This is a genomic window from Alicyclobacillus mali NBRC 102425 (assembly GCF_001570745.1).
In the GTDB taxonomy this organism is placed as follows: domain Bacteria; phylum Bacillota; class Bacilli; order Alicyclobacillales; family Alicyclobacillaceae; genus Alicyclobacillus; species Alicyclobacillus mali.
In genome coordinates, this window is record NZ_BCSG01000001.1 from 143,144 (window position 1) to 156,219 (window position 13,076).

9 protein-coding genes are annotated in these 13,076 nt (G+C 64.3%); 5 read left to right on the forward strand and 4 right to left on the reverse strand.

The window, feature by feature from the left end; genetic code table 11:
* Nucleotides 1-990, forward strand: a complete 990-nt coding sequence (locus AMA01_RS00745; RefSeq protein WP_067845806.1) for a type I phosphomannose isomerase catalytic subunit — start codon at nucleotides 1-3, stop codon at nucleotides 988-990.
* Here AMA01_RS00745 and AMA01_RS00750 read toward each other — a convergent pair.
* The 4 genes from AMA01_RS00750 to AMA01_RS00765 are packed head-to-tail and all read right to left on the reverse strand — an operon-like array spanning nucleotide 969 to nucleotide 5,422.
* Nucleotides 969-2,156: a hypothetical protein gene (locus AMA01_RS00750; RefSeq protein ID WP_067845809.1), complete on the reverse strand. Its 1,188-nt coding sequence runs from the start codon at nucleotides 2,154-2,156 to the stop codon at nucleotides 969-971. The two genes, AMA01_RS00745 and AMA01_RS00750, sit on opposite strands and share 22 nt — an antisense overlap.
* Nucleotides 2,143-3,213 carry a DUF58 domain-containing protein gene (locus AMA01_RS00755; protein WP_231862766.1) on the reverse strand — a complete coding sequence of 357 codons (1,071 nt, stop codon included), beginning with the start codon at nucleotides 3,211-3,213 and terminating at the stop codon, nucleotides 2,143-2,145. The genes AMA01_RS00750 and AMA01_RS00755 overlap by 14 nt, the downstream gene beginning before the upstream one ends.
* The gene (locus AMA01_RS00760) at nucleotides 3,213-4,187 is read right to left on the reverse strand and encodes an AAA family ATPase (protein WP_231862767.1); all 975 of its coding nucleotides are present in this window, start codon (nucleotides 4,185-4,187) and stop codon (nucleotides 3,213-3,215) included. The genes AMA01_RS00755 and AMA01_RS00760 overlap by 1 nt, the downstream gene beginning before the upstream one ends.
* 53 nt (nucleotides 4,188-4,240) lie before the next feature.
* On the reverse strand, nucleotides 4,241-5,422 hold the full coding sequence (locus AMA01_RS00765) for a hypothetical protein (protein WP_067845817.1): 1,182 nt from the start codon (nucleotides 5,420-5,422) through the stop codon (nucleotides 4,241-4,243).
* 218 nt (nucleotides 5,423-5,640) lie between these two features.
* Between AMA01_RS00765 and AMA01_RS00770 the strand changes: the two genes are divergently transcribed.
* From AMA01_RS00770 to AMA01_RS00785, 4 genes are all read left to right on the forward strand, one after another.
* The gene (locus AMA01_RS00770; RefSeq protein WP_067845820.1) at nucleotides 5,641-8,466 is read left to right on the forward strand and encodes a 2-oxoglutarate dehydrogenase E1 component; all 2,826 of its coding nucleotides are present in this window, start codon (nucleotides 5,641-5,643) and stop codon (nucleotides 8,464-8,466) included.
* Nucleotides 8,467-8,498: 32 nt separating this feature from the next.
* Nucleotides 8,499-9,755, forward strand: a complete 1,257-nt coding sequence (gene odhB, locus AMA01_RS00775) for a 2-oxoglutarate dehydrogenase complex dihydrolipoyllysine-residue succinyltransferase (protein ID WP_067845823.1) — start codon at nucleotides 8,499-8,501, stop codon at nucleotides 9,753-9,755.
* Nucleotides 9,756-9,999: 244 nt separating this feature from the next.
* Nucleotides 10,000-11,493: a malate dehydrogenase (quinone) gene (gene mqo, locus AMA01_RS00780; RefSeq protein ID WP_067845827.1), complete on the forward strand. Its 1,494-nt coding sequence runs from the start codon at nucleotides 10,000-10,002 to the stop codon at nucleotides 11,491-11,493.
* Between the two features lie 131 nt (nucleotides 11,494-11,624).
* Nucleotides 11,625-13,049 (forward strand): NAD-dependent malic enzyme, encoded by a 1,425-nt coding sequence (locus AMA01_RS00785; protein WP_067845830.1) that lies wholly within the window; start codon nucleotides 11,625-11,627, stop codon nucleotides 13,047-13,049.
* Nucleotides 13,050-13,076 lie beyond the last annotated feature (27 nt).

Consider the following 13,076-nt stretch of genomic DNA (forward strand, 5'->3'; position numbering starts at 1 on the left):
ATGTGGCCCGTGAAGTGTAAGCCGGTCGCCATGGAACGCATCTGGGGCGGCGATGAATGGAAGTCGATGTTTGGGGTGAAGACGGATCGCCCCATCGGCGAATACTGGGTCATCTCGGCACATCCGAACGGCATGAGCGTCGTCGACGGCGGACCGCTCGATGGCAGAACACTGCAGGAGCTCGTCGAGAGCTATCCAGACGCCTATCTCGGCCAGCACTCGCCCCAGAAGCGGTTCCCGCTCCTCGTCAAGTTCATCGAAGCCCACGACGATCTGTCCGTCCAGGTCCATCCGGACGACGCCTACGCGCAAGCACATGAGGGGGACGCGGGCAAGACGGAGGCGTGGTACGTCCTCGAAGCCCCGCGGGACGGGCGGGTGATCCTCGGCCACTCGTTCCCCGACAGGGAGACCTACCTTCGCGCCGTGCGGGAGGGCCGGGTGCGCGATTACTTGACCTATCGGCCCATTCAAAAGGGCGATCTCGTCTTCGTGCCGTCGCGCACGCTCCACGCGTTGCTCCGGGGCACCAAGGTGCTCGAAATTCAGCAGACCTCCGACGTGACGTACCGCGTGTACGACTGGGATCGGGTTGATGCGAACGGCAAACCGCGCGACCTGCACATCGAAAAGGCGGCGGACGTGATGGCGTATGGCACAGAGCCGCCCGAGCCAACGCCTTTGGCGATGGTGGACGAGCCTGGGCTTCAAATGGTGCGGCTGGTGTCGTGTCCGTATTTCACCATCGATCGCGTCCGCGTAGTTCGACGAGCCGCCGAGATGGAACAGGGCGTGCGCGGGAATCCGGACTGCGCGATGGTGGTGGAAGGTTCCGGACACCTGCGCTGTGTCGCGGAAGGCGAGGAGGTGCGCCTGCCGGTCAAAGCTGGCGATGCGCTCGTCATTCCGGCGGATGTGCCGCGCTACGTGTGGGAGGCGGACGAGGCGCTCACGGTCATCCGCGCGTTCTATGGCTCATCAGGGCCGTAACGGATCTGCTCGTATGCGCGGAGCAGGGCTGGATCGCCGGGATCCCGCAGCTCGCCGGGGAGGCGGTCGACAAACGAGCGGATGGTCTCTGCGCGGTCGATGCTGCGCCCTGCCCGGTGCCATGTGCGCAAGCGCTGCTGCATGCGCACGCGCACGGGTTCGGAGGTGGGCACGAGCCGAAACACATCTTCCAGCCGCCGCTCCGTGATGGTGGGCCGCACGGCGACCGATGCGGAACCCGGGAGTGCCTGGGTTTGCAGGAGCCTGCGCGCCGCGAGTGCCAGCGCCACGAGCAGGGCCACGGCGACGGCCGCCGCAGCCAGCACGAGGGGCGTCGGGACGGACGTGTGCGACGGAGGCACGGGCGTCTTGGCACCAAGCGGTGGGTGGCTCACCGCGGTCTGCCTGCCTGGTACGGCGCGCGGCCGAACGACGCCAGGCAAGAGCATCATGAGCCCCGCACCCGCTGTGATGAGGACAGCCGTCGTGATCGACAGGCGGACGATGGCCTTGAGCAACCGGACAGGCGCGTCGCGAAACGCCACCGCGAGCGCGATGGGCGCGAGCCATGCGCGCCCCGCACGAGAACCGTAGGTCAACCTGTGCGCGGCCCGCGCCGTCGCGACGGCCAGGAGCATGGTGACGCACGGATAGGCGGTGGCCACCGCCTGGCCAGCGGGGGTGGGCGCGGCCAGCGGGCGCACGAAGACGAGATAGGTGATCCAGCCGATCACGACCACCACCGTCGCGGTGCGAACGAGGGTCCGGCTGGCGAGTGCGATGTCGCCGTACGTCAAAAACGGCAGACAGAACGCCGCCGCGAGTGCGGAAGCGGCGATGACCGCCAACAGCCATCCGAACCGGTGGAGCGGGAGGAACAAAACGGCCCCGCACCCGGTCCCGGCGGCGATGCCGAGGGCGACGGCCTTAAGAGCGGAGTGCCGCGCCGCGGCAGCCGCGCATGCGCTCGAGGCCCAGGCGCAAACCGTGAGCCACAGGAGCTCTCCGAACGCCCCCGAGCGGCTCCAGAAACAGCTCGCGATGGCCCACGCGGCCATCATCCCTACCGCTCCACTCATCAGCGCGCGAAAGGGGCGGGGCGCGTCCCCGAGTCGTACGTAGGAGCGCCGCCCCGATTGCATTTTGCCGCTTTCAATGCGTTGCATGGTTTGAAGCCTCCATCGCGATGGCTCGATCCTCTTCCTCCGACGAAGACATGGACATCCAGACGACGTGAATGCCGAATTGGGCCATCCGGGCTGCCTGTGCGCTCTGCCTGAGCGGGCTCAGGACAATCCAGTGCCGGGGCGACGACGAAGAGCGAACCAAGCCTTTCAGGAGCGCGTCGAGATCGCACGTCGCAATGGGCTGGGCGTGCGCGAGCAGGGATGCGACGCCTTCTGCAGAGAGCCATGCGATGGTCGCGCGCTGCCGATTTCCACAGGCGGCGTTGGTGGCAAAACAGACGCGCCCACCGCCGCGAGCGAGCCACCGCGCGATGGCGAGCGCCTGCTCGCACAGCGCGTCAAAGGCATCGGCGTGCAGCGCGCCCGACCAGTAAGGCTCGGTGGCTTGAGCGCTCAGCACGAGGGTCCAGTCTGGAGCTTGTGTGGAGAAAAATTCCTTGACCATCAGCTGACCGAGCCTGGCGGATGCGCGCCAGTGGATGTGGCGGACGGGATCGCCATATGCGTAAGGACGAACGCTGCGCAGCGCCGTTTCATCTGGGAGCGTCCGGGATTCGCGCGTCATCCAGCCGTTGGGGGACAGAGGAAATCGGTGCTTCAGGCGCGTTGCGCGGGGTCTGACCGCGAGCGATGCCCGGTTTGCGATGGCGACGTGGGTGGACATGAGACCGAGGCCCTCGCTGATGGAAACGCTCGCCTGGATGGGCGTGGCTGGGCCGCGACGCCATCCGTAGACGGTGAACGCGATGTCGGCTTGGCGGCGTGGGAGCACGGAGAGCGTCATATGGCCGAGGCGCACGGCCTCGTCGCGGTGAAATGACAACTGCGGCGGCAGCTCCAGCTCGATCTCGGCCGACGGGATGGGCATCCAGGACCGGTTGACGAGCGTGACACAGAGGCTCACTTCGTCACCGGGGTCCACTTCCGCGCGGCTCGCGGTCAGGAAGCCTTCGACGCGACCCGAGACTGCGCGATCAAACGCGCGCGGCCAGAGCCAAAGTGCCATCACGATGAGCAAGGGCAACCACAGCCACATCACGGCGAGTTCACTTCGCGTTCGTGCGGCACCGGCGTGTCGCCCAGAACGGATTCGAGCAGTCGATCCCGCTCCTCGCGGTCCGCCCACGCGATGTCAAAGACGAGTCGATGGCGCATCACGGGCAAAAACGCCTCCTGAATGTCGTCCGGTGTGACAAAGTGGCGCCCTGCGAGAAGGGCGAGCGCTTGCGCGAGCCGGACGAGCCACACGGCAGAGCGGGGGCTTGCGCCAAGGGAGATCTGGTCGTGATGGCGCGTGCGCCGGGCGAGCGATACGGCGTAGCGCAACACGTCGTCGTGCACGAAGATGTTCTGCGCCAGGCGCTGAAGTTGGACGAGGCGCTCGGCGTCGAGAACCGGATCCGGGGGCTGGACGTCAGGCGCCTCGGCGATCACGCGCTTGACCATGTCCATCTCGAGGGATTCTGGCAAATAACCGAGCGAAACCTGTACGAGAAATCGGTCGAGTTCCGCCTCGGGAAGGGGGAAGACGCCCTGAGATTCCACGGGATTCGCGGTAGCCAGCACGAAGAACGGCCTCGGCAGGGGTCGTTCTTCACCGTCGACGGTCACCGCGCGTTCGGCCATCGCTTGCAAAAGCGCAGCCTGCGTTCGAGGGGTGGCCCGGTTGATTTCGTCGAACAACAGCACCTGCGTGAAGATGGGGCCCGGGTGGAATCGGAACGCTTCTTCACGCGGATGGTACACCGTGGTGCCGATAACGTCGGCGGGGAGGAGATCCGGCGTGCCCTGCACCCGGGCGAACGAAAGCCCGAGCGCTGCGGCGAGCGAAGAGGCGAGCCGCGTTTTGCCCGTGCCGGGCACGTCTTCGAGGAGCGCGTGGCCTCCGGAGAGGCACGCGGCGACAAGCAACCTGACGGCGTTCTCCAAGCCCACGACGCGATGGCTCACCGCGCGGATGACGGCGTCGAGGTCCGGCTTGGCCATGGCCACCATTTCGGATGTCAACATCTCGGGCAAGTCGTTCCTCCCCTTCCGCGGTTCTTCAACTGGCGCAGTCGCATTTACTGGAAGAACCATCCATGACTGAACAGGCCCGCCCCTAAAACCCCGACGGTGGCGAACGCCGCAAACACCATCCAGTAGAGCGCGGAGTTGGGGCGCCGTGCGAAGCTTCGCGCGATGCCAGCCGTCGCGGGATACGCGACGGAGGCGAATCGGAGCGTGCTCTCGAGCGGGTTGTGCGGCATGTTCGCGCACAGGTCGATGGCGGCGAGGCACCACATCCACAGGCCGCTTTCCATACTATCCATCATTCTGCCATCTCGCGGTGCCAAAAGAAAGCGATCCCGCCAAATGGCCAACCCGCCCTGCACGCAGAGGAGGCCGATCACAAACACTGTGACGAACCCCACCGACGTGAACGCGCCTTCGGCGATGGCGTCCCGCACGTTGACAAACGGCCAGGTCCAGTGGCGGTGCCAGCTCGATTCGGCGGCCAAGAGTGCGAAAGGCGTCCCAAACCGGTGCCACATGTAGAGCGCGTAGGCGGCGGGCGTGATGCAGAAAGATGCGGTGAAGCCCAGTGCCGCGAGAAAGCGGCGGGATCTGACCAATCTGAGGGCAAACAGAATGGCGAACGCGCCGAGATCGTGAAAGGACGGCGCGAGGAAGGCGCCGACGCAGGCTGCGGCCAGGCGCCGCCTGTCCCCAGGGCGCTCGAGGCCCCAGAGGATGAGGAGAAACGCCGTCAGCGTGTACGTCTCGGTGTAGAGCGAACTGAAGATGATGGCGCAAGGGTTGGCCGCGAGCAGCATGGCCGCCGGAAAACCTGCACCTTTCCACTCCTCCTCCGCAATCGCGTAAGCGAGGGCGAGGTCGAGCAGAAACAGCGCATTGGTGAGCACCCACGCCCCGCCGATGCCGAGCGCGTGAACGAGAATGGGCAGCCCGGGCAGGAAGGCGGCCGCCTTGTCATACGGGACAAAGGGCACGGAATTGCCTGTGGGGACGAACGTATTCTGGACGTCGAGTGGGAAGACGTAGCCGTAGCGGGCGATGTCCACAAACCACTGGCTGTCCCATTGCAGGAAGTTGTCGAGCCACGAGCCGGTGATGGAGAGCCGGGCTGGCGCGTTGCCGATGGGGCCAAGGACGCCGATAAGGACGAGGATCCAATGTGTGGCCCATGCGGTGAGGACAGGGCGGGCCATTGGGGCACGAGCGAGTCGGTCTTGAACGTTCAATGAAACTTCGCTCCCGTCTGTGTGCTTTGCGCGCGAAGTTTTGCGCGTGAATTCCGACTGTGGTATACATAGAAATCGGAAAAGGATAGGGTTTGTCCTACCCGTCTATTCATTCTCTGACACCAGGCCGGAATTCCTGCTTGGGATCCCCGGGTGTCCCAAGGCGCCCCCAAGCGGGTGCTCCGTCATGCCCAGTGCGCGTGGAAGAGGGGTTCACAATGGCGAACGAACAACCTGGATCAGTGCAGACGTTCTGGCATCAGTTCTCAGGGCCGAACCTGGCCTATCTGCTCGAGCAGTATGAGCAGTATCTCGCGGATCCCAACGCCGTGCCGGAGGACGTGCGCGGTCTCTTCGCGCAATACGGAGATCCGGCTCAGGCGGTATCTGCTTCACCGATAGAGACACAACCGGTGTTCGGACCTCAGGTTTCCGCTCTGTCGCCTCGCACGCTGGAGGCAGCGGCGAAGGCTCACCAGCTTGCTCAAGCCATCCGCGCCAATGGCCATCTCGCGGCGGATACGGATCCGCTCTTTGCTCCCGAAGGCTCTCCCGAGTTGGAAACTTCGACGTACGGCCTCGTGGAAGCTGACCTCACCTCGCTGCCTGCCTCGGTGGTGGGGGGCCCCGTGGCGCAGACGGCGCCACACGCCCTTGCGGCCATCGAAGCCCTGCGGAAGGCGTACTGTGGCGATCTCGGCTTCGAGTTCGCTCATCTTTCGCGCCCCGAGGAGCGCGCGTGGTTCGAGGATCAGATTGAGAACCGCCGATTCCACCAGCCGCTCACGTTGGACGAGGCGAAGGCGCTTTATGAGCTGCTCGCGCGCGCCCAGCTGTTCGAGCGTTTCATGCACAAGCGGTTTGTCGGCCAGAAGCGATTCTCCGTGGAAGGCGTCGACGCCCTTGTTCCCATGGTGGATGCGCTTGCGAAGATGGCGGTGGATGCCGGTTTCGACCACGTGTTCATCGGCATGGCGCACCGCGGCCGACTGAACATCCTCGCGCACGTGCTCAAGAAGCCATACGAGCGCATTTTCTCCGAATTTCACGCAGGCAACGGCGTGGCTTCCGACGAGGAACTCGCCGAATACATGCTCGGCTGGGGCGGCGACGTGAAATATCACATGGGGTGGACCCGCACCTTCGAGGCGCAGAGCGGCCGGAAGGCCCGGTACGTCCTGTCCAACAATCCGAGCCATCTCGAATTCGTCGATCCCGTCGTCGAAGGCATGACGCGCGCGGCGCAGGACGACCGCACGCGGCCCGGCCAGCCCATCCAGGACGTTCATAAGGCATTCCCCATCCTGGTACACGGCGACGCCGCGTTCACAGGCGAGGGCGTGGTGGCCGAGACGCTCAACTTTTCCAAGATCCCCGGCTATTACACGGGCGGAACGGTGCACATCATCGCGAACAACCACCTCGGCTTCACGGCTGACCCAGAGCAGGGCCGCTCGACGCGGTACGCCAGTGACATCGCCAAGGGGTATGATCTGCCTGTCGTCCACGTTTCGGCGGATCATCCTGAAGCTTGCCTGCGCGCCATCCGCCTTGCCTTCCTGTACCGGGAGGCGTTCCAGAAGGATATCGTGATCGATCTGGTCGGCTACCGCCGCTGGGGCCACAACGAATCGGACGATCCCGCCATGACGCAACCCGTGATGTACGCGAAGATCGCCTCCCATCCGACCGTGATGGAGATCTATGCGAACGAGCTCGTCTCGCGAGGCGCGTTCACCGCGGCAGACCTGCAGAACGTGGATCAGGCCATCGACGAGGAACTGCTCCAGGCCTACAAGAAGTACCCAGAGATCCACACGTCTGCGGCCGTCACCGATTTCTCGGAGCCTACCGAGGACGCGGAACCCGCTTCCTTGGATGACCTGAAGGAGATCAACCGGGCCCTCCTGGAGACCCCGCCCGACTTCACCGTGTATCCGAAGCTGAAGCGCATCCTGGAGCGGCGCAGGGACGCACTCGACGGAGGGGACATCGACTGGGCGCACGCCGAGGCCCTCGCGTTCGGAACCATCCTGCGATCCGGCACGCCCATCCGCATGTCCGGTCAGGACTCGGAACGCGGGACGTTCGGCCAGCGCCACCTGGTGCTCCACGACGCCAATACCAACGCCCGCTATGCGCCGCTTCAGCACCTGCCAGGTGCCAAGGCGAGCTTTGTGGTCTACAACAGCCCGCTCTCCGAGACGGCCGTGATCGGCTTCGAGTACGGCTATTCGGTCGAGGCGAAGGATGCGCTTGTGCTGTGGGAAGCGCAGTACGGCGACTTCGCGAACGTCGGTCAGCCGCTCTTCGACAATTTCATCGCGGCTGCGCGGTCGAAGTGGGGCGAGACCTCCGGGCTGGTACTGCTTTTGCCGCACGGGTTCGAGGGCCAGGCGCACGAGCACTCGAGTGGGCGCGTGGAGCGATTCCTGCAGCTCGCCGCCCGCAACAACATCGTCGTCGCGAACGTGACGACTTCCGCGCAGTATTTCCACCTGCTGCGGCGCCAAGCGGCTCGGCTCGCCAATCCGCGTCCGCTCGTCATCATGACGCCGAAGAGCCTGCTCCGGAATCCGCTCGCGGCCTCGAAGCCGGAAGATCTGACCAATGGCCGGTTCCAGCCGGTTTTGCACTTCCCCAAGACAGGGGAGAGCGCGCAAGGGGTGCGCCGCCTGATTCTCTCGAGCGGGAAGGTGGGCGTCGATCTCGCCGCGGAGATGTCGAAGCGGGGCGAGGAGGCGTGCCAGCACGTCGCTGCGGCGCGTGTGGAGCAGCTGTATCCGTTCCCGGCGGATCGCCTGAAGGACGTGGTGGCCTCCTATCCCAATCTGCAAGAGGTGGTCTGGCTCCAGGAGGAGCCGGAGAATCAGGGGCCGTGGAACTTCATGCGGCCGAGGTTGCAGGAACTTCTTCCGGCGTCGGTGAAACTCCGTTATATCGGTCGTCCCGAGCAGGGATTTGTGGCGGAAGGATCGCCGGACGTGCACAATCGCGTGCAGGCTGAAATGTTGGCACAGGCGTTGGCAAACGATATCCACTAAGGGCGCATGCCGAATACGGGGAGGAAGCCATCGTGGCAGAGGTCAAGGTTCCATCGCTAGGCGAGTCGATTGTGGAAGCGACGATTGGGCAGTGGCTCAAGCGCGAAGGGGATGCGGTTGAGTCCGGCGAGGCCATCGCGGAACTCGAGACGGACAAGGTCAACGTCGAGGTCATTGCGGAGGAGTCAGGCGTACTGACGCAGATCCTGAAGCAGGTCGGCGATACGGTCGCGATCGGCGATGTGATTGCCGTGATCGCGGAGGGCCAGGCGCCGGCCGCGTCGTCCGAATCAGGATCGTCCACGCAGGCGGCGGAGCAGAAGCCGGCTGCGCCCAGCGCTCCTCAGGCGCAGGCGCAAGCGCCCGCGGCGCCTGCCGCGCCGCAGGGATCGGCACAGCAGGTATCGGTGCCGGGCGATCTCCTGGTGCGCCCGACGCCGTCCTTGCGGCGGGCCGCGGCCGCGCAAGGCATTGATCTACGCCAGGTGCAGGCGGGTGCGCTGGGTCTCGGCGCCCAACCCCAGGCTCCGGCAGCGCCTCAGTCGGGTGCCGCGCCGGCACCTCAGCCTGCGGCGCCTGCCGCTCAGCGACCGGATGAGGAGCGGATCCGCATGTCCCGCAGGCGCGCGACCATCGCAAAGCGCCTCGTGGAGGTCCAGCACACCGCGGCCATGCTCACCACGTTCAACGAGGTGGACATGAGCCGGGTCATGGAGATCCGCAAGCGGCGCAAGGACGCCTTCCGGGAGAAGCACGGCGTGGGCCTCGGCTTCATGTCGTTCTTCACCAAGGCGGTCGTCGGCGCGCTGAAGCAGTTCCCGCTCCTGAACGCGGAAATTCAGGGCGAGGACATGATTGTGAAGCACCATTACGATATCGGCATCGCGGTGGCGACGGAGGGCGGCCTTGTCGTGCCGGTGGTCCGCAATGCGGATCGCCTGACGTTCGCCGAGATCGAGCAGCAAATTGCCGATCTCGCCGCGCGCGCTCGCGCGAACAAGCTGTCGCTTGAGGAACTGCAGGGTGGGACCTTCACCATCACGAACGGCGGCACGTTTGGCTCGCTGTTCTCGACGCCGATTCTGAACGCGCCCCAGGTTGGCATCCTTGGGATGCACAACATCGTGGAGCGCCCGGTGGCGGTGGATGGGCAGGTGGAGATCCGCCCGATGATGTACGTCGCGCTTTCGTACGATCACCGCATTGTGGACGGCGCGGAGGCCGTGAGCTTTTTGGTGACCGTGAAGCGGCTGATCGAGGATCCGGAGTCCCTGTTGCTGGAAGGTTGACATTCCGAACTGGACGGCGGGGGCGGCACAGGCCGCGCCCCGCCGTTTCTGTGCCGTCCCTCTCATCGCGCGAATTCGCGATTCGCACGCCGATGTTTTATACTCTAGAGGGGTTGTCGAAATCCGTTGAACGGTGCGGAAACCGCTTGATTTCGGCACGCACGGGGTGCGGCGCCGAAGGCGGACAGTTTGTTTGGCGCGGCGCACGCCTGTGCGTCCGCATCTGCATAAGGATGGGATCGACATGGACGGAAAGACGAGATCGGATGTCGCTCTGATTGGCGGCGGCATCATGAGTGCCACGCTTGGGACCTTGTTTCGGCAACTCGCGCCCGATTGGACCATCAGCGTGTTCGAACGCCTGGACGAGGTCGCGGTGGAAAGTTCGAACGAGTGGAACAACGCGGGCACTGGCCATTCGGCCCTCTGTGAACTGAACTACACCGTGGAAAAGCCGGACGGGAGCATCGATATCTCGAAAGCCATTCAGGTGAACGAGCAGTTCCTGGTCTCTCGCCAATTTTGGTCGTTCCTCGTGCAACAGGGGATTATCGAGAATCCGCGGGATTTCATCGTGCCGGTCCCGCACATGAGCTTCGTTCAAGGTGAAACCAACGTCTCGTTTCTGAAAAAGCGTCACCAGCTCTTATCTCAGCATCCGTTGTTCCAGGGGATGGAGTACTCGGAGGATCCCGAGCGCCTGCGCGAGTGGATTCCGCTCATGATGCGGGACCGAAGGCTGGATCGCCCGATTGCGGCCACGTGGATCGGGGCCGGTACGGACGTCAACTTCGGCGCGCTCACGCGCATGCTGTTCCAATATCTGCAGCGCGAAGGCGTGGACGTCCAGTGCGGTAAAGAGGTGCAGGATGTGAAGCGCACGCGCGACGGCATGTGGCAGTTGCGTGTTCGCGACGTGAAGACCGGCGCCACTTACGAGCACGTGTCGAGGTTCGTCTTCGTCGGAGCCGGGGGCTGGAGTCTACTGCTTCTGCAGAAATCGGGAATTGACGAGGGCAAGGGCATCGGCGGCTTCCCGGTGAGCGGGCTGTTCATGGTGTGTGAGAATCCGGAAATTGTGCGAGAGCACCGGGCGAAGGTGTACGGCAAGGCGCCCGTGGGTGCGCCCCCGATGTCGGTGCCGCACCTGGACTCCCGCGTCATCGGGGGACGGGAGTATGTTCTGTTCGGACCATTTGCAGGGTTCTCGCCGCGTTTCTTGAAGACGGGCTCCATGCTCGATCTGATCAAGTCCGTAAAAGTACACAACCTGTCGACATTGCTCGCTGCCGGCGCGAAAAACGCCTCGCTGACGCTTTACCTCATCCGGCAACTCATGCTGACAAAAAAGCAGCGCATGGACGAGCTGCGCGAGTTCGTGCCCACCGCGCGCGATGAGGACTGGCGGCTCGTCGTCGCGGGCCAGCGCGTCCAGGTCATTAAGCGGCAGCCTCGCGGCGAGCTTCAGTTCGGCACCGAGGTGGTGAGCGCCAAGGACGGATCCATCGCCGCGCTGCTCGGCGCGTCGCCAGGCGCGTCGGTCGTGGTGTCCATCATGCTGGAGGTCATCCGCAAGTGTTTCCCGGACCGTCTGCCCGAGTGGGAACAGAAGATCCGCGAGATGATCCCGTCGTACGGCGTCACGCTGCGCGACAGGCCAGATCTGATGCGCTCCATCCAGGCCGAGACAGCCGAGGTGTTGGGCCTGCATCGCCTGGAGGCTCGGACGGACGCGTGACGGGATCGACAAGGACGCGCCGACATCAGGCGCGTCCTTGTCGATCCCGGCGTCGTTTCGCTCGTTGTCTTGAAATTAGGCGTCTGTTACACTAGGCGTATCCAGCCGAGACGGCGAAGAGGAGGTCGCGCATGGAGTTTCAGCGGAGTGGCATCAGTCTGATTTATCGGCTCGAAATCGCCAATAAAGGCAACACGTTCGCGAAGGTGGCGAGTCTGGTCGGCAATGCTGGCGGCGACATCGCCGCGGTGGACGTGATTCGCGTGACGCAGGACGTGGTGGTGCGAGACGTGACCATCAACGTGGCGAATCGCGATCACGGGCGCCAGATCGCCGATTTGCTCGACGGCGAGCCGGGAATCCACGTGGTGGCGGTCTCCGACCGGACCTTCCTGGTACACCTGGGCGGGAAATTGGAAGTGGCGCCAAAAATCCAGGTGAAAAACCGCGAAGACCTTTCGAGGGTCTACACGCCGCATGTGGCGCGCGTGTGCGAAGCGATTCACGAGGATCCGTCCAAGGCGTTCCAGCTGACCATCAAGCGCAACACGGTCGCGGTGGTTTCGGACGGCACGGCGGTCTTGGGCCTCGGGGACATCGGTCCGTACGCCGCCATGCCCGTGATGGAAGGCAAGGCGATGCTGTTCAAGCAGTTCGCTGGCGTGGACGCGTTCCCCATCTGCCTGGATACGAAGGACCCGGACGAGATCGTCGAGACGGTGAAGCGCATCGCGCCGGCGTTCGGTGGCATTAACCTGGAGGATATCTCGTCTCCGCGGTGCTTCTACATCGAGGAGCGGCTGAAGCAAGAGCTCGACATCCCGGTCTTCCACGACGATCAGCACGGGACGGCGGTCGTCATGCTGGCCGGCCTGATGAACGCGGCTAAGCTCATCGGGAAGAAGCTCGAGGACATGAAGGTCGTGATCGTCGGCATCGGCGCTGCGGGCGTGGCCTGCACCAAGATGCTTTTGTCCGCCGGGGTGAAGAACATCATTGGTGTCACCCTTGAGGGCATCCTGCACCGCGGCAAACAGTACGACAACGAAATTTGGAACTGGTACAAGGAGCACACGAATCCGGACAACATCACAGGCACGCTCGACGACGCCATCGTGGGCGCGGACGTGTTCATCGGCGTGTCGGGTCCTGGCGTGCTGACGGTTGATCACATCAAGAAGATGGCGGCAGATCCGATTGTCTTCGCGATGGCGAATCCGACGCCGGAAATCGAGCCGGAGCTCGCGGCACCATATGTGCGCGTGCTTGCGACCGGCCGATCCGACTATCCCAACCAGATTAACAATCTCCTCTGCTTCCCAGGCATTTTCAAGGGTGCGCTCGCGGCGCGCGCGTCGACCATCAACGAGGAGATGAAGCTTGCGGCAGCGCAGGCCATCGCGTCCATCATCCGCGAGAACGAGTTGCGCGAGGACTACATTATTCCGTCTGTCTTTAACCAAGCGGTTGTTCAGCGTGTCGCGGACGCGGTCGCCGAGGCCGCTCGGCGCACGGGCGTCGCGCGGCGCGAAGTGATGCCGAAGGACAATTACTGATCAGGCTGTATCGAAGGGAATCCGGGC

What these genes read in the sequence shown, in the direction of transcription:
- AMA01_RS00745 (WP_067845806.1), top strand. Translation starts at nt 1, where the DNA reads ATGTGGCCCGTGAAGTGTAAGCCGGTCGCCATGGAACGCATCTGGGGC.
- AMA01_RS00750 (WP_067845809.1), bottom strand. Translation starts at nt 2,156, where the DNA reads ATGCAACGCATTGAAAGCGGCAAAATGCAATCGGGGCGGCGCTCCTAC.
- AMA01_RS00755 (WP_231862766.1), bottom strand. Translation starts at nt 3,213, where the DNA reads ATGTGGCTGTGGTTGCCCTTGCTCATCGTGATGGCACTTTGGCTCTGG.
- AMA01_RS00760 (WP_231862767.1), bottom strand. Translation starts at nt 4,187, where the DNA reads ATGTTGACATCCGAAATGGTGGCCATGGCCAAGCCGGACCTCGACGCC.
- AMA01_RS00770 (WP_067845820.1), top strand. Translation starts at nt 5,641, where the DNA reads ATGGCGAACGAACAACCTGGATCAGTGCAGACGTTCTGGCATCAGTTC.
- mqo (WP_067845827.1), top strand. Translation starts at nt 10,000, where the DNA reads ATGGACGGAAAGACGAGATCGGATGTCGCTCTGATTGGCGGCGGCATC.
- AMA01_RS00785 (WP_067845830.1), top strand. Translation starts at nt 11,625, where the DNA reads ATGGAGTTTCAGCGGAGTGGCATCAGTCTGATTTATCGGCTCGAAATC.